This is a genomic window from Sporosarcina sp. D27 (assembly GCF_000586555.1).
GTDB lineage: Bacteria > Bacillota > Bacilli > Bacillales_A > Planococcaceae > Sporosarcina.
Genome location: NZ_AZUC01000056.1, coordinates 79,398 through 96,789 on the forward strand (window position 1 = coordinate 79,398; position 17,392 = coordinate 96,789).

Annotated in this window: 18 protein-coding genes; 14 read left to right on the forward strand and 4 right to left on the reverse strand. The window is 45.7% G+C overall.

The window, feature by feature from the left end:
* Positions 1-29: 29 nt before the first annotated feature.
* Positions 30-275: a hypothetical protein gene (locus N693_RS0114870; protein ID WP_025785623.1), complete on the reverse strand. Its 246-nt coding sequence runs from the start codon at positions 273-275 to the stop codon at positions 30-32.
* Complete coding sequence (locus tag N693_RS20285) at positions 272-442, reverse strand: helix-turn-helix domain-containing protein (RefSeq protein ID WP_156028935.1); 171 nt, start codon at positions 440-442, stop codon at positions 272-274. The genes N693_RS0114870 and N693_RS20285 overlap by 4 nt, the downstream gene beginning before the upstream one ends.
* Positions 443-601: 159 nt before the next feature.
* Between N693_RS20285 and N693_RS0114880 the strand changes: the two genes are divergently transcribed.
* The 7 genes from N693_RS0114880 (at position 602) to N693_RS19345 (ending at position 10,511) form a co-directional block, all read left to right on the forward strand.
* On the forward strand, positions 602-985 hold the full coding sequence (locus N693_RS0114880) for a hypothetical protein (protein ID WP_025785624.1): 384 nt from the start codon (positions 602-604) through the stop codon (positions 983-985).
* 129 nt (positions 986-1,114) lie between these two features.
* Positions 1,115-1,579, forward strand: a complete 465-nt coding sequence (locus N693_RS0114885; protein WP_025785626.1) for a hypothetical protein — start codon at positions 1,115-1,117, stop codon at positions 1,577-1,579.
* A 472-nt stretch (positions 1,580-2,051) separates the two neighbouring features.
* On the forward strand, positions 2,052-2,741 hold the full coding sequence (locus tag N693_RS0114895) for a hypothetical protein (protein ID WP_025785628.1): 690 nt from the start codon (positions 2,052-2,054) through the stop codon (positions 2,739-2,741).
* On the forward strand, positions 2,741-4,024 hold the full coding sequence (locus N693_RS0114900; RefSeq protein ID WP_025785629.1) for a hypothetical protein: 1,284 nt from the start codon (positions 2,741-2,743) through the stop codon (positions 4,022-4,024). The genes N693_RS0114895 and N693_RS0114900 overlap by 1 nt, the downstream gene beginning before the upstream one ends.
* Before the next feature lie 231 nt (positions 4,025-4,255).
* Complete coding sequence (locus N693_RS0114905) at positions 4,256-4,876, forward strand: exonuclease domain-containing protein (protein WP_025785631.1); 621 nt, start codon at positions 4,256-4,258, stop codon at positions 4,874-4,876.
* Between the two features lie 20 nt (positions 4,877-4,896).
* Positions 4,897-5,208, forward strand: a complete 312-nt coding sequence (locus N693_RS0114910) for a hypothetical protein (RefSeq protein WP_025785633.1) — start codon at positions 4,897-4,899, stop codon at positions 5,206-5,208.
* A 335-nt stretch (positions 5,209-5,543) separates the two neighbouring features.
* Entirely contained in the window at positions 5,544-10,511 is a 4,968-nt protein-coding gene (locus N693_RS19345) for a S8 family serine peptidase (protein WP_025785634.1), read from the forward strand.
* Positions 10,512-10,768: 257 nt separating this feature from the next.
* Here N693_RS19345 and N693_RS0114920 read toward each other — a convergent pair whose 3' ends face one another.
* Positions 10,769-11,134 carry a hypothetical protein gene (locus N693_RS0114920; protein ID WP_156028936.1) on the reverse strand — a complete coding sequence of 122 codons (366 nt, stop codon included), beginning with the start codon at positions 11,132-11,134 and terminating at the stop codon, positions 10,769-10,771.
* 64 nt (positions 11,135-11,198) lie between these two features.
* On the opposite strand from N693_RS0114920, the gene N693_RS0114925 reads away from it, so the two are divergent.
* The 5 genes from N693_RS0114925 (at position 11,199) to N693_RS0114945 (ending at position 14,852) form a co-directional block, all read left to right on the forward strand.
* On the forward strand, positions 11,199-12,296 hold the full coding sequence (locus N693_RS0114925; protein ID WP_025785636.1) for a helix-turn-helix domain-containing protein: 1,098 nt from the start codon (positions 11,199-11,201) through the stop codon (positions 12,294-12,296).
* A complete protein-coding gene (locus N693_RS0114930) occupies positions 12,296-12,517 on the forward strand; it encodes a PLDc N-terminal domain-containing protein (RefSeq protein WP_025785637.1) in 222 nt (73 codons plus the stop codon). The genes N693_RS0114925 and N693_RS0114930 overlap by 1 nt, the downstream gene beginning before the upstream one ends.
* Positions 12,507-13,403 carry an ABC transporter ATP-binding protein gene (locus N693_RS0114935; protein WP_025785638.1) on the forward strand — a complete coding sequence of 299 codons (897 nt, stop codon included), beginning with the start codon at positions 12,507-12,509 and terminating at the stop codon, positions 13,401-13,403. The genes N693_RS0114930 and N693_RS0114935 overlap by 11 nt, the downstream gene beginning before the upstream one ends.
* A complete protein-coding gene (locus tag N693_RS0114940; protein ID WP_025785639.1) occupies positions 13,400-14,164 on the forward strand; it encodes an ABC transporter permease subunit in 765 nt (254 codons plus the stop codon). Before N693_RS0114935 ends, N693_RS0114940 begins: the two co-directional genes overlap by 4 nt.
* 88 nt (positions 14,165-14,252) lie before the next feature.
* Entirely contained in the window at positions 14,253-14,852 is a 600-nt protein-coding gene (locus N693_RS0114945) for a PolC-type DNA polymerase III (RefSeq protein WP_025785641.1), read from the forward strand.
* A 146-nt stretch (positions 14,853-14,998) separates the two neighbouring features.
* Here the strand turns inward: N693_RS0114945 and N693_RS20405 are convergent, their stop codons facing one another.
* A complete protein-coding gene (locus tag N693_RS20405) occupies positions 14,999-15,271 on the reverse strand; it encodes a hypothetical protein (protein WP_037593428.1) in 273 nt (90 codons plus the stop codon).
* A 161-nt stretch (positions 15,272-15,432) separates the two neighbouring features.
* Here N693_RS20405 and N693_RS0114950 point away from each other — a divergent pair, with 161 nt between their 5' ends.
* Positions 15,433-15,789 (forward strand): YhdT family protein, encoded by a 357-nt coding sequence (locus N693_RS0114950; RefSeq protein ID WP_025785642.1) that lies wholly within the window; start codon positions 15,433-15,435, stop codon positions 15,787-15,789.
* On the forward strand, positions 15,786-17,228 hold the full coding sequence (gene panF, locus N693_RS0114955; protein ID WP_025785643.1) for a sodium/pantothenate symporter: 1,443 nt from the start codon (positions 15,786-15,788) through the stop codon (positions 17,226-17,228). Before N693_RS0114950 ends, panF begins: the two co-directional genes overlap by 4 nt.
* Positions 17,229-17,392 lie beyond the last annotated feature (164 nt).

Here is a 17,392-nt window from a genome sequence, read left to right on the forward strand (position 1 = left end):
TAAACTTTTAAATACTGCAAGATTGGATTTCATCGAATTAAATAGATGCGACGCTGTTTTGCAGAGAGTGATGCTGCAATTGCAATCATTTCACGAAGTTCATTGCTCTCTTCTAACAACTGACGATGGTGTTCGATGAATTGATCGCGATAATGCTCTCGTATTTCACTTGTTTTCCCGGCTGATTTAGAATGGGGTGATTGGACGTCCCTCAATGGCTCTCCCATCAGCATCGCTATGAAGTAATCATCTGGTATGTCAAAGGTACGTTTCATTTTTCAGCGAGCATGTCGGGAGTTAAATCCCGATCAGTCCGTTCGTAGTTGGATAGGGCAGAAGATGAGATGGATAGACGCTCAGCGGCTTCCAATTGTTTAATTTCCAAATATTCTTCTCGGTACTCTTTAAATTGCTTCCCAAAGTTTCTATCCTTGCGTTCCATGACCATTCCCTCCACTTTTTGTTTTACCGTAAAGTAGAAGGGGGAGATTTATAGAGAATCCAACAAAACGTGAAATTTTTTAAACATTTCGTTGGATTTGGATGAAAATAAAACAGTATCCGTAAAAATATAAGTAGTTTTACATAATTTCAGGATGATATGGAAAGTATCATCTTTAATAGCGGAAAGGAGTTGGAGATTATAACTCATCAAATGGTAGTCTACATACCTGGTTTAAAAAAAATGGTGACCGAGCGAGTTAGCTCGCTCAAGACGAAGCTACAACCTGCAAGTTCGGATGGAATCATAGATGTGAGAGAACGTCAGACATTGTATGTCATTTCGGCGACTGTAGGAGAATCTTTTTTTGACTCAATTACAATGGACTATTCAAAAAATCTCATTACATTTAACCAGGTAGACCGCTCGAATAAGAAAATGGCGGAGGCTGTGTTAGATGCGTTAAGTGAACTGGGAATTGAGGAATTCACGTCGCATAGCATGTCTTTTTGCATGTTTCCACCAAATCGAAGGATAGAGTGATGAGTTAGTGAAATAGCTTCTGCTCCAGTTACATATAGTTCAATACAGCAGGCATTTGTCATTCACAAAAAGAGCTTGGATGTGATAAACTATAAATAATCGGAATATTCAAATTCGGAGGGGATCCAGATGCTATCAGTTAAACGAATGACTCCATTTTATACGAGTAAAGAAGATTTCCGTCTGCGATTAGTGTTTGCGTATCAGTACTTTTCGATTCTGAAAGGTCAAGAGGTCTTTCAATTTGTCCCGATTGAAGGAAAAGAAATCGTCATCAACATGAAAAGCTTACAAGTCGAAAACTTAGGTGAAGTATTTGTATTTCAGCGAGGCAGCCGGTTCATCCGATTACCGCTGTATCAATTGTTGCTGATTTCTGACTTACACCATCATTTATCAAGTGTGTTAGAAGGTATCTTCCACTTAGCCCCGGAGTTATCCGAACCGCAAGCGCGTGAGATCGAGCAGCTGATCGGGGAAATGGAACTGGAAAATCGATTGAGAATGATTGACTACGCCCTGGAAAACAATAATAAACTACTGTTCACTGAACTGACGGAAGGATTGCGCACACCAAATGTACAAACTGAATAATGCCACATAAAAAACACCTATCAAATGTTAAAATGATAGGTGTTTTTTAAAGTGGTTTCGTAAGCATCAAGTACACTGTGTTCATGTGAAAATGATTAGTAGCACGACAAATAGTGCTGAACCTAGAAGTCCAAAAGCAATATCTTGCCAAGACATGTATGCCATCTTTTGAGTTCGTGTATTATTTTCCATGGTACTCAGCTCCTTTTGTCGATTTCCCGGGAAATAACAAGAAATTTCCGAGGGGGCTGTCAGAAATGTTAGGTAGTATAGTCAACTTGTTATTTAGTTATTCATTACCCACATTTAGGTCACTTAGAAACTCCTTTTTAATTTGTAGTTTATTAATTTGTCTAAGATTGTATGAATTTCACATGAATTCTTTGCAAATCTTGTAGATTTTGCTAAAGTAGAGGATAGGAAGTTATTATCGAAATCCGTTTCCCATCTTTGACAAGAAAGGAATTATCCCATGTTTTTCAACTTTTCGTTCTGGCGCTATGTAACGAATCCATCACAGCTCGCGATAAATCACCAAAATTCGGCAATGCGCGGATTCAACCGACGAATTGTCTTCCTTTTTCTTTCGGGCATCATACTCTATGCATTACGCGACATATGGGGAATGACAACTGAATCACTTAGTCCGATGCTCACTGTTGCGACAGATGGCGATTATACAATTGCGCGGATTGTCTCAGTGATCGGTTCTATTATATGGGCAGTTATCTACATAGCTTTTCACTTGTTTTTTGTATCCTATATCCTTGGCCTTTTGACATCGATTCCTGTACGCCGTATTGTGCCTTTGCAATTACTGGTAACAGGCATTCTCCTCATAGAAAAAGCTCTAGTGTTCCTTGTGTTTGTTGTAAAAGGGGAAGCGGCAAACGTTTCATTTCTATCATTCGGTCCGTTATCAGCAACGTTTTTAGACACATGGTTTTTAGTCATGTTCCTCAATCAATTAACAATCATCTCTGCACTCATCGTGAGCTTGCAATTTAGTTTCATCCGTTCATATACAAAGACAATGAATTGGAAAAGTTTACTCGCAGTCTTGATTGGCTTGCAAATTTTGTTCGCTTTACTAACAGCGGCGATCGGGTACATTCCATTTGAACGCCTCTTCAATTATGTCATGCAAGGAGGCGCTTCGTAATGAACAAAACTACTAATGTAGCAATCGCAATTGTTGTTAGCGTCTTTGTTGCGCTCAATCTCTACTTAATGTATTCAGAGAAAAGCGTTATACCAAAATCAGTCTATGTGAGCAATTACGAACGGTTGGCGGTCAAAGAATACAAAGAAGTCATGCCTAAAGATGGTTTGGTCGCTCCGGCAGAAACCTTTATAGTCTATATGAACGACAGCAATGCAATCGATAGTTGGCTCGTGCGCGAGGGCGACGCGGTCACAGCAGGTGAAGAACTCGCAACTTTACAGACAGAACAAGCTGACGGTCAACGTGCAGTTTGGGAATCTGAAAAAGAAGCACTGCAGACTCAGCAAAGTACAATCCGTTCGACAATTTCCGATCTTGAAACAGGAGACAAAACAAATAGCTCCAATTCATCGAAATCAGATCGTACACGGACAAATGACGATACAAAAGTAGAGCTGAATGTAGATGTAAAAGTCGATGTGAACCAAACCGGTTCATATGCACAAGCAATCGCGGAAGCAGAGCGTGATTTAGCAGATACGGAACGTCGTCTGAAAGTGGTCGAATCCCAGTTGGAACAAAACTCATCAAGTCCTGCACTAGTTAGCCCAACAGATGGCGTCGTTGCTCGTATTACTAGCGAGAGCGATCAGCCGAAAGTTGTCATTTATAGCAATGAGCAAGTGGTTGAAACGTATGCAGAAGACGAAGAGTGGAGCAAGATTGCGAACGGAAATCCAGCTGTATTAGACGCAAAGGGCACAGAAGGAACTTTGGACGGTGCGATTGAATCGATTGATCAGGTTCCTGCAACATCGAACGAATTCTTAGATGCCTACAAAGCACTTGCGGATAAGAAAGTAACCAATCCATTAGCGTATTACAAAGTTCGATTGAAAGCGAATGACGAGGAAGTACCAGCTCCTTTTGGTACTCATGTGAATACTGTCATTACAACAAATGTTGCTCAAAACGCCGCAGCAGTCCGGACGAAGTGGCTGACGGATGCTGGCAAAGATCAAGCTTTCGTCTGGCGACTTGACGAAAAAGGTTATGCATCAGCAACAGATGTTACAACACCATTTGAATATCTCAATCGCTCGGTTGTCACAGAGGGTCTGGCAGCGGGGGATGTAGTCATATACGACAAATCCATCCGTGATCAGGAAAGTGCACCGCGTGTTTTCCTTCCGATGCCTTTGGACATGCCAACAAAAGCAGAGTGGAAAGCATTCGGTTGGAAAAACTACTTTAAAGTATTATTGTTAAAACAGCCTTAAGTGGATAGAGCGATATGATAGGGAAGACTGTTCGGATTATCAGTGATAACTGATGAGCCGGACAGTTTTTTTATGCTTGAAAAATTTAATAGTGGGTAATGCTAACAGTAAGGTAGCTTGCGCAGAACAAGTATGAAAAATAAAATTATTTGAAAACATATTGATTTCATGCATATTATTTGGAAATTCGGGAAAAGGATATTCATATTTATAGCAAGGGACGTGCAACTAATGGAATCTCAGAGAAAGATAGTTCAGACATTGTTAAACCAGCAACCGATGCAAAAAAACAATCGTGTAAGAAAGCAATCGAAAAGTAGTAATTATTTTACCACCGAAGATTGCCACGAGGATTATATAGTGTTGGATTTCGAAACGACAGGTATGCGGGCAGGTGCTGATAAAATAATTGATGTGCTAGCGATTCGATATATAAATCATGTCGAACAAGATCGTTTTGAATCACTAGTGAATCCTCAACGACATATCCCCATTGAAGTAACACAGCGAACTGGCCTCTCAAATGTGGAAATTCAGAATGCACCACTTATGGAAGAGGTGATTCAGCCACTAGTCTCATATATCGGAGAGCTCCCTATTGTCATTCACGACAGTTCGTTTGAAATGGGCTTTTTAGAGTCACTTCAGGACTTTTCGTCAGTTATTTTACCAAAATATACTGTGGTGGATACAAGTAAACTAGCACGAAAAGTAGCTAGTCAGTTAAATGATGAAGAGAAGATGAGGAAATTGGCGTTTTTACTAGGTGCGAAGGAACACTCAATGAGCGGCTTGACGGATTGTCGTGCTACGGCAACTATCTATGAGTTTTGCTGTGAAGTAAGTGAGTAAGCTAGGGGAGGATATAAGTTATGGCATTTCGTAATTTTGCGAAGTGTCTTTTTTGTGGAGATGATCCTTTTGGTGAGGGGGCTCTGATTGGTTCAGTGAGCGACCCGCCCGTTTTCGAGGGCAACCCGCCCGTTTCCGAGTGGGACCCGTCCGTTTTCGAGGGCAACCCGCTCGTTTTCGAGAGCAACCCGCCCGTTTTCGAGGGCGACCCGTCCGTTTCCGAGTGGGACCCGCTCGATTTCGAGAGCAACCCGCCCGTTTTCGAGTGGGACCCGCTCGATTCCGAGCAACCCGCCCGTTTCGCGCGGCGACCCGCTCGTTTTCGAGAGTAACCCGCCCGTTTCGCGCGGCAACCCGCTCGTTTCCCCAAACTGACACCCTTACAACCCATCAAACGCCCCGCCCAATCCAACACCAATCACCTCCGTCAAACTTCCTACCCCCACATCACCCTACATTCATCACGAATTCCGAAGTACTCAACCCCTCCAACGAACTACTCCACATGACCCAAATGGATGCCTATCGAACGATTTTTCAGAAAATAGTGTTAAATACTCAAAACCTTGTCCTCAAGCCGTTCTAAAATCTTCCAAACTATGATATTGTCATTCTGTCACTTAATTTAGTTAAGTCTGACAACAACCATGAAAAGGGGGAAGAGGAATTGACCAAAAAGAAATTCACGAAATTTCTAAGTACATTTCTAACACTCATCCTGGTCCTTTCGCTTATTCTGCCGTTCGCTGGCACTGCAAACGCAGCGCTGTTGAAACAGCCGTTCAAGCCGAATCCGACAGATGAGAGTGTACTCCAGCAAAAAGCTGCGATTGCACAACAGACAAGCTTGCTGGAAGGGGATGCACGACTCCATAAGGATCTGCAGGATCTCAATGGCAGTCAACAAGTTCCCGTCATCATTCATTTATCCGAAAAAGCAGTTGGCCTTGAACAAGGGATCAAGAAGCTAAACGGAAAGAAGATGACACAATCTGAAATCGCTAACAAAAAAGAAAAAATCAAAGCTCAACAAAACACAGCTCGTAAAGAAATGACGGTCAAAAACGTCAAATTCGACCAAGCTTACTCATACGATACAGTCCTCAACGGTCTCTCCGGAACAGTTCAAGCGAACGACCTCAAGAAACTCCTAACAGTAAGCGGCGTGAAATACGTCGAACCCGACACAACAGTCTATGCACAAGAAGGCCTTCAAAAAGTGGACCCGAAAGTAGATGCAAAGATGGACACAAGCATTCCATTCCTCGGCATTAACAAGCTATGGGAGGAAGGAATTGAAGGACAAGGCATCAAAGTCGCGGTCCTCGATACTGGAATTGACTCTTCACATCCTGATTTGAAAGCCGTTTATAAAGGTGGTAAAAACTTCGTTCCTCACGTAGGCGGTGACTATGCACGTCCACGCGCAGATGACGATGGTTCTGAAACATCTCCACTCGATCGTCCGGCTAACAAACCGGAAGTGAACGAGCGTGGTAGCACATTCTATACGACTCACGGAACACACGTGGCAGGCACAATTGCTGCACAAGGTAACAACGAATTCGGCATTAAAGGAATTGCACCGAAAGTTGACCTTTACTCATACCGCGTTCTAGGCGCTTACGGTAGTGGTGCAACTTCTGGCATCATCAAAGCAATCGACACAGCAGTCATCGAGAAAATCGACGTGATCAACCTATCACTTGGTGGTGGCGCGAACTCTGAAACAGATGGTGCATCCTTCGCCATCAACAACGCAATGCTTGCAGGCACGATTTCTGTCATCGCAACGGGCAACGCAGGACCGAACCGAGGCACAATGGGCACACCTGCAACATCACGACTCGGAATTGCGGTAGGAAATACAACAAATCCGGAAGTCCATTACCAAGCAAACGTTAATGTAACAGCAGGTGACTTCACATACAACAAAGTGAATGACCTGATGGCAACGACGTTCGGTAAAAACGTAGAATCCGAATTGACAGGTAACTACGACCTCGTTGCAGTCCCTGGCGTTGGTGCTGAAAAAGACTACGCAGATCTTGACGTATCAGGCAAAGTGGCACTCGTTGCTCGTGGAGAAATCGCGTTTGTCGATAAAGTCGCAGCGGCTAAGGAAAACGGAGCAGCAGCTATTATCGTCCACAACTTTGCTGGCGGTACAAATGCACCGAACAAATCAGACGTATTCCTAGGTGATGCATTCGAATTCATCCCGACATTTGATATGTCTGTTACTGACGGAGATGCACTTCGTGCGGCACTTGCAACAGCACCAGGTACAATTTCGTTCGATCAATTCTCAAACGTTAAAACAACAGGTGATGAAGTCAATGACTCAAGTTCACGTGGTCCATCCACACCGAACTTTGACATTAAACCAGACGTATCGGCACCTGGAACAAACATCATGTCAACAATCCCAATGTACGGGAACGATTATCCGGAAGCAGATTACAACGAAGCCTACTCACGTAAAACAGGTACGTCAATGGCAACTCCACACATTGCTGGAATCGCAGCACTCGTGAAACAAGCGAATCCAACATGGAACGCATTTGACGTAAAAGTAGCTCTTTCAAACACTGCTAAATTGCTAGATACGAAGAAATATGACGTCTTCGCACAAGGAGCAGGACGCGTTGATGCTTACAAAGCGGCACACGCAGATGTACTTGCTTATGCGATTGACACAGCAAACAATGACGGAACGGTAGTTGAAAACTTAAAAGGAACCGTTACATTCGGTCCTCAAAAGTTGGATAAAAACCTGAACGTCACAAAGCAAATCAAAGTGAAAGATTTGAAATCAGCTGGCGGCGACTACTCAGTTTCCGTTGACGTAACAAAAGGATTCGGCGACGCAAAAGTGACAGTCGACAAATCCGAGTTCACACTAAATGGCGAACAGCTATTGAACGTAACTCTAACTGCTTCTAAAGCAGAGACAAAAGCTGGGGATGAAATCCTCGGGTACATTCACATCGAAGGAAATGGCAATGATCTTTCATTACCATTCGCTGCGGACTTTGGTGGCGCATCTGCAGTCGCAATTCAAGATATGGAAATCACGAAAACAGATCTGTCGTTCAACGGAGATGGCGTGAATGACAACGCAATGATGTACTTCACGATCACAGGTGATGTTGCTACAAACTTCATCGAACTTTGGAACATCATGGATCCAACTGGTGGCGTGTACGAGGATGGCTATATCGGCTACTTGCATGCCAGCACTTCACTTGGAGCAGGCTCTTACCAGCTTCCGATTGCGGGGCAATACACACCGTGGGATGGCACTGGCAAAGCACAAATTCCGGATGGCTTGTATACAATTGATTTCACCGCGGAAACTGTATCAGGCAATCCTCCAGTGATCTCTGATTACGTTGGACCGGTTGTTGTGAAATCGACAGCAGGCACAATCGAAGGATCCGTTGCTGACGGAAAAGCAACTGGTAAAATCATCGACAAGTACGTCGACTACCAAAAAGAGCTCGTGAAATACGGAATGGGCTACGACATCAACACAAAACTAGCAGCAACATACGAAGTGACAGCAGGGGAAGCGGTTGTTGACTCGGGTGCAGTTAAACTTGAACAGGATGGCTCATTCACAGTTAACCTTCCAACGTTTGATAAAACCAAAAACAATGTCACTGTGAAATATGCTGACGCTGCTGGTAACAAAGCACAAGAAGTCATCTACACAGTAGTCGAAGAGCCAGTGGACACTGTCTCTGTTTCTATCGATCAATCTGCGCTTGACTTGAAAGTGGGCGACACAGCTCAACTTCTCGTCACAGAAACAACAACGAAGCCAGACGGTACGTCAACAGACCGCGATGTAACTGCAGAAGCAACATTTGCTTCAAGCGACGCAGAGGTTGCAACAGTTTCAAACGGAAAAGTGACAGCAGTTGATGCTGGTAAAGCGGACATCACAGTCACATACAATGACTTTACACAAACGGTTCCAGTTACAGTAACTGCTGAACCTGTGAAAGAAGAAGTCAGCTATGCAGTTAACAAGAAAAACCTATCACTCGGTGTTGGCCAGCAAGAACAGCTGACAATCACTGAAACTAAGGTGAAAGCGGACGGTACAGTCGTGAAAACAGATGTAACACCGTCAGTAAAATTCAATGTGGTCGATAATTCAATCGCTACAGTCCACAAAGGTCTTGTAACTGCACACAAAGCAGGCAAAACACAAGTCCGCGTCATGATTCCAGGCCAAGATACTCGCTTCGTGTATCTAGAAGTGAAAGATCTTCCACAAGACGTTGTGACCTATTCGGTTGATAAGAACACTCTTAAATTAGGTGTAGGTCAACAAGAACAACTTACTGTTAAAAAGACGACAGTTAAGCCAGATGGAACAGTTGTTGAACAAGACTTCACGCCATCGACAAGCTTCAATGTTGTGAACAACAAAATCGCAACGGTTTCAAAAGGGCTCGTAACTGCGCATAAAGCAGGTAAAACACAAGTCCGTGTCATGATTCCAGGAGAAGACACGATCTTCGTTTACCTAGAAGTCGTCACACCTCCACAAAACATCGTCACGTATTCAGTGGATAAAACAGACGTGAAGATGCAAGTAAATCAGCAAACGCAAATCAAAGTAACTGAGAAGACAGTTACTCCAGATGGCAAAGTCACTGAAAAAGACGTAACAGGCGCAAGCAGTTTCAGCGTCGTGAACAACAAAATTGCAACGGTTAAAAAAGGATTGATCAGCGCGCGCACACCAGGTAAAACGCAAGTGAAAGTCGTCTTGCCCAACGGTGAAAGCCTGCTCGTTTACTTGACGGTAAAAGGTGAGCCCGCTCCAATCATTACGTATTCGTTGGATAAGGACAGTGTCTCCTTGAAAGTGGGGGACACAGCTTCTGTTCAGCTCGTCGAAACAACGACGAAAGCAGACGGCACATCGACTACAAAAGACGTGACAACAAACGCAGCCTACCAGTCCAATAATGCAGACGTTGCAAAAGTATCCCAAGGTAAAATCACGGCAGTCGGAGCAGGGGATGCAGAAATTAGCGTCACACTCGGCGACTTCACAACGACTGTTAAAGTTCACGTGGAAGCCGCTGCACCGAAAGCTGTTGTGGTGACTGAAGATATGATTGCTTCATTCATCGGAGACAAAAAAGCAAAGCAAATCATCATTGATGTACCAGCCGCTGAAGGCACGATGGACGTGGAATTCTCAAAAGCGGTGTTAAAGCAAATCGAGAAGTCCGAAAAAGACCTGGTCTTAAAAGCAGGCAACGCAGTGTACACATTTGAAGACGATGCTGTGGAAGAGTTAATGAAACGCACTGGCGGAGACGCAGTGATTACAGTTGGCACATCGTCATCATCTACAGTGAAAAATGCAGTTTCAGACGTCTACACAATCGACTTCGCTAAAGGGAAAGCTGCTCAAAAATCAGCTATCAAAAAGTTCGATGAAGAAATCGCAGTTGCCATCCAATTAGATGAAGCAACAGCGAAAAAGTTGAAGAAAGCAGAAGCCCTCAACTTGAGCACAAACAAATCATCAAAAGTCAAAGTGAAAAAGAACGAAGCGCAGTTTGAGATCGAAGCTGCAGGAAGCTACGTGATTGTTCAGAAGTAAAGTAAAAAGGCTGCCCATGAGCAGCCTTTTTGCGTGTTTTAGCACGGGAAGCGTTCGATAGTGTTCCCGGTCAAATCGCTCCATTCCCGCGGAAACATACCCACTCCAGTCCACTTCCAAGCTCGCGACCAATCGGACTTTCCCCATTTCAAAACCAAGACAAATTGGTGTGCTCCGCTTCGCTACGCATTTAGTGATGAAAAATGAGAGTATAAAGGCTTTCGATGTCCACGTTTTGCCTTTTGAACGACAGCTAACTAAGGATACCCGCCCGTTTCCGCGAGCAACCCGCTCGTTTCGGCAATGAACCCGCCCGTTTCCACGAGCAACCCGCTCGTTTCGGGAATGAACCCACTCGTTTCCGCGAGCAACCCGCCCGTTTCAGCAGTGAACCCGCCCGTTTCCACGAGCAACCCGCTCGTTTCCGCGAGCAACCCGCCCGTTTCAGCAGTGAACCCGCCCGTTTCCGCGAGCAACCCGCCCATTTCCGCGAGCAACCCGCTCGTTTCAGCAATGAACCCGCCCATTTCCCGGGGCAACCCGCACGTTCTCCGAGGCAACTCAACCTCTCCCATCACACTAAGTAACCCAACAGTTGACCTGCCACTCTGTATATCAACCATGAGTAGATTGAATCTCCCGCCGATTAACATATACTGAAGAGAGAATATAAAAGGGGGAGACACCATGCTCCGAATCGGCTCCATTATACTTCGTCAACGTCAGCGTTTAAACATTACGCAAGAAACACTGGCCACGCATTGCCAAGTCACAAAAGCATCCGTCTCGAAATGGGAGAAAGGGCAAAGTTATCCCGACATTACATTGCTCCCGAAACTTGCAGCCTACTTTGACATCACGGTCGATGAACTGCTCAGCTATGAACAGGAAGTATCCAAGCAAAAAATCCAAGAACTTTATAATGACTTCTCGCAAAAGTTTGGGAAAGAACCGTTTCCACTCGTGTTCCAAGAGGTTGAGAACCAAGTGAAAACGCACTATCACCATCCATCGTTACTCCTACAAATGAGTGTTCTTATGCTTAACCATTATCACCTTGCAGAAGACAGTACGATTATCTTGAACCAAATCATCCAGTGGCTCGAGCGAATTCGACAGGTTAGCCAAGATGTCTGGGTGCTGAGACAAGTGAACTCCTTGCAAGCAAACGTTGCACTCATGCAAGCAAATCCACAAAAAACACTCGAGCTCCTAGATGGAGTCATCCAACCGAGCATCGGTGACGAAGTGCTTCTCGCCACCGCCCACGAACAACTCGGTAATAAAGAGGAAGCAACCCGCGTTATCCAAGTGCTGATGTACCAAAGCATTCTCCAACTCGTCGGCAGCAGTCCGATTTATCTAAGACTGACGGCATCAGACACATCTGCTTTTGATGAAACCATTCGCCGGATCGATGGATTAATCGAGCTTTACGAACTGAAGCAACTGCACCCAAACATTTGCCTGCAATTTTACGTAAGCGTTGCGCAAGTGGCCGCTAACACACACAATCGAGAGTTACTGTATCAATACTTAGAGAATTATGTAGAGGTATGCATCCATGATCTATGGCCGATCGCCCTCCGAGGGGACTCCTACTTTAATTTATTGGAAGGATGGTTGGAGCAATTGGATCTAGGCAAAAACGCACTTCGCAACGACGACCTCATCAAACAATCCGCCATCGAGGTTATGAACGCCCAATTTTTTGAGCCGTACCAAAAGGACAAAGAGATGCGTGCGCTAAAAGAAAAATTACGCTGGGGATTGGAGGGGAAATAATGAACACAGATCTGGAGTTATTCATTGAATACTTACCATTCCTAATCCCGATCATTCTGATACAATTCGGACTCGCCATATTTTCTGCGATTCACGTTATTCGCCATCCTCATTATCGGTTCGGGAACCAAGTGATATGGCTGCTCATTGTACTTTTCATTCAGTTTATTGGTCCAATCATTTATTTTGTAGCGGGAAGGGGAGACGAAGATGGTCGTTAAGATAAATAACGTTACAAAACGCTTTGGGACAAAAGAAGTCCTGAAAAAAGTCAATCTGAATATCCCGGAAAATACCATTTTCGGTTTCGTCGGTGCAAACGGTGCCGGCAAAACAACACTCATGAAATGCATGCTAGGATTGCTGCCCGTCACTTCGGGCACAATTACAATCGCCGGTCAGCCGGTCACATTTGGGGAAACAAAATCGAACGCGCATATCGGTTACTTACCGGACGTTCCGGAATTTTATCCATTCTACTCTGCACGTGAATACTTACAACTATGCGCCGTCATCACGAATATGCCGAAATCAGAACGCAAGAAACGTATCGAAGAACTACTTGAACTAGTAGGACTCAGCCAAACTAAATCGCCGATCCGGACATACTCACGAGGCATGAAACAGCGACTCGGGATTGCGCAAGCACTCCTTAACCGACCGAAACTACTGATTTGCGATGAACCCACATCAGCGCTCGATCCAGTAGGACGCGCACAGATTTTATCCATATTAAAAGCTGCCAAATCCGAAACAACGGTTTTCTTTTCTACACATATTTTATCGGATGCTGAGCAAATTTGTGACCGCGTCGCTATGTTGCACGAGGGAACTATCATATTTCAAGATGAACTCTCTGCTCTGCAGCAGCAAGTAGACCATCAATTCGTTTTCACGTTCACCATTTCGGTAGAGAAAGCATTATCGACATTAAATAATCTCGCCTACAGCATGTCTATAGAGGGAGAATCCCTTGTTGTCCGATTATCGAACGACGACGAACGACTACAATTCATGCGTGATCTCACCGAACGGGGTCTCATTATCCAATCGATGAATGCTCACAAAAAACTGCTCGAACAAGTCGTAATGGAGGTGCTGAAATGAGTCAATGGCTCGGTTTTCTTAAGAAGGAATGGACGGAAAGTGTGAAATCCTACAAGCTTCTTCTCACAGTCCTCATTTTTTCAGTGATCGGCATTTTAAACCCATTCACCGCCAAAATCACACCAGCCGTTATGGAGAAATTCATGCCAGAAGGTACGGTACTCAATCTACCAGAGCCGACAGCGCTGGATTCGTGGTTACAATTTTATAGCAATTTCTCACAAATGGGTCTGCTTGTTTTCATCTTATTGTTCAGTACAATGATGTCGAAGGAGCTCGAAAAAGGCACACTCATCATATTGCTCACTAAAGGCTTACGTCGCAGCACCGTGATTACCACAAAATTGGTCATGGGGCTTCTCTATTGGACGATTGCATTCCTGCTGACTTTTAGCATCACATACTGCTACACTGCCTTTTACTGGGATCAAAGCATCTTAGAGCACGTATTATTAGCCGCAAGTTGCGTCTATGTTTTCGGAATTCTAATTTTCATCGTCACGCTATGGGGCAACACCTATTTTGCATCCGCATATGGCGGTCTTTTGGTGACAGTCGGGGTAGTTATCGCCTTGTTCATCATCGGGATCTTCCCGAATACTGCGTCTTGGAATCCACTTCAACTGCTGACTGCACCTCCACAGATGTTGATAGGGGAAGTGACACCTAAGAAATTGCTGACTCCATTCCTAGTTGCAATGGGAACAGGGCTTGTCTTTCTAATAGGAACCCTTATTCATTTCCACAAAAAACGTCTGTAACACTCTGCTAATTACACATGGTGTCTGTTTTGTGCGGTCGTTCCAGGGTATACTAGCCATAATAGGTTCGTAGAGGGGGAGCAACTACTTGGATATCCATGAAAAAGCGATTCGGTTGTTACAGGAAAAGGCCGAGCAGCCGAATCGTTCGCGCAAAACGACTGCACAAAAATATAAAAAAAGCACAAAACCCGTGAACAATTACGTTGTTCTCGACTTTGAGACGACGGGATTACGAGCGGGTGCTGACCAAATCATTCAAATTGGGGCAATCCGCTATTTCGACCACTGGAAAGATGAACAGATGGACGTCCTCATCAATCCGAAGCGCTACATTTCACCAACAATTACCCGCCTGACGGGAATTACCAATGAAATGGTAGAAGAAGCGCCGCCGATAGATGAAAAGCTTGGTGAGCTGATCGAATTCATCGGGGACCTGCCGATTATCGCGCACAACGCCTCATTCGACATGGGCTTCCTGTATGCGCTCGAAGGTGTAAACGGAGTGTCCATCCCAGAATACACCGTCATCGACACGGTGAAAATCGCACGCCAAAAAATTAAAGACACACCCAATCACAAACTCACAACACTCACACAATATCTACAAATTGAACACGACGCACACAACGCACTCGGCGACTGCCTCGCAACCGCCGCAATCTATCAGTATTGCACCAAGTAAAAACCCTGCTGTGGCAGGGTTTTTATATTTTAGTAAGCAAACCACTGAAACCGCGACGGTTGATCAAGCAAGTGCCCAATCCGCTCAAGCAACTCGAAAAGTGATCAAGTCCCACGCAAATCTGCTCAAGCGCTACCTAAATCAGCTCAAGTATAGCCCATCTCCATGACCGCGGATTTTAACTTATATCCTCCCAACACAAACTCGCGACCAATTAGTCTCTCCCATGCCCGAAAACCAAAACCAAAACCAAAACCAAAACCAAAACCAAAACCAAGATTGATATGAGTGCGCCGCTCCGCGACGCATTTTCGAGCGGAAGACCTGTGGAATTTGGAAAAATTGATCAAGCAAGTGCCCAATCCGCTCAAGCAAGCCTGAAAGTGATCAAGCCCAAGCGTAATCCGCTCAAGCACCATGAAAAGTGATCAAGCATCCCAAGAATCCGCTCAAGAAAGCCCCAAAAGTGATCAAGCCCCCACACAAATCCGCTCAAACACACCAAATTCCCCCTACCCCCCATCCACAAAATAGGATATACTCAACAAAAACCCAGCACTCACCAAAAGGAGGTACCGCCATGCGACCGGACACACCTAACGCACCACAATCCGACGAACACAAACAAGACCCGCGCTTCAAAACAGCGCATAAAGAAGCATGGATTGGCCTCGCGCTCGCCATCTTCAACTTCATCTGGTGGTTCGGCTTCGCCTATGGACTTGGCGGTCGCCCCGTTGAAGAATATACATATATACTCGGCCTGCCCGATTGGTTCTTCTGGAGCTGCGTCGTCGGCTTCATACTCATGAGCATCATCACCGTCGTTCTCGCGAAATTCGTCCTCACCGACATGCCGCTAGACGACGACCCGACGTACCATCCAAATCCACCTAATTTTTCGGATAAACCCGCACAGAAAGGACCGAAATCATGAACATCGGCGTACTCATCCCGCTCATTATCTTCCTGATCGCAATATTTGCCATCGGGTTCATCGCCTCCAAACAAATGGGCAGTGGCGGCAGCTTCCTGCAAGACTACTTCCTGGGCGGCCGTGAACTAGGCGGTTTCGTCCTCGCGATGACCATGGTCGCGACTTACGGAAGCGCATCCAGCTTCCTCGGCGGCCCAGGAACCGCATACACCGTTGGCTTCGGGTGGGCGCTCCTTGCCATGACCCAAGTCGTCACCGGCTATTTCGTCCTACTCGTACTCGGTAAAAAGTTCGCCATCCTGAGCCGTCGTTACGACGCGGTCACGATGATCGACTTCCTGAAAGCACGTTACAACAGCCCAGCCGTCGCAATTCTCTCAGCAATCGCCATCATCGTCTTTCTATTTTCCGCAATGACAGCGCAATGGGTAGGCGGCGGACGTCTCATTGAATCGCTCACGGGACTCAATTATACGACTGCGCTCTTTATCTTCGCGGTCAGCGTCCTCGTCTACGTCACAATCGGGGGATTCCGCGCCGTCGCACTCACCGACGCCGTCCAAGGCGCTATCATGGTTGTCGGGACACTCATTCTACTCATCGGTGTCATCATCGCGGGTGGCGGAGTTCCAGCCATTTTGCAAGATTTGTTGAATGAAAACCCTCGCCTTGTCACGCCATTCGGTGCAGACGGCAGCCTAACCGCCGCCTATGTCTCAAGTTTCTGGATTCTCGTCGGCGTCGGGGTCGTTGGCCTTCCGCAAATGGTCGTTCGGACAATGAGTTACAAAAGTTCCCGTGCCATGCACAGAGCACTCGCGATCGGTACTATAGTCACCGGGTTTATCATGCTTAACATGCACTTGATCGGCATATTCGCGCGCCCTGTCATGCCAGGGATCGAAGTGGGGGATAAAGTCATCCCGCTAGTCGCGCTTGAAGTTTTACCATCATGGCTAGCCGGCATCGTCCTCGCGGCACCCATGGCGGCTATTATGTCCACCGTCGACTCGCTTCTGATACTTGTCAGCTCAGCAATCGTCAAAGACGTCTACCTCAACTTCATCAAACCAGACGCACCCGAAAAAAAGGTCAAAATACTCAGCTTCGGCATAACCGGCGTACTCGGAATCATCGTATTCCTACTCGCCCTGCAACCGCCGGACCTACTGATTTTCCTGAACCTATTCGCATTCGGAGGGCTAGAAGCTGCCTTCATCTGGCCAATCGTCCTAGGACTCTATTGGAAACACGGCAACAAATACGGTGCGCTTCTATCCATGATCACCGGAATCGGTAGCTACATCGCCATCCATTTCTACAACCAGGAATACGGCAATCTACTAGGAGTCCACACCGTCACCATCCCAGTAGTCCTGTCCCTAATTGCATATATCCTCGGAAGCCTAGCCGTAAAACGCGAACCCTTCCGTTTCTAAACAAATCCCTCGGAGCCACCACAGCCCCGAGGGATTTTCTCTATTCTTTCTATCTACAATATAATTATCTGTCCTCCCACACTCTGTCGAACGGAGCGCAGGCCGGTGACTCCAGCGGAATAAGCGAAGATTGAAGACCCCGCAGGAAGCGAAGCGACCGAGGC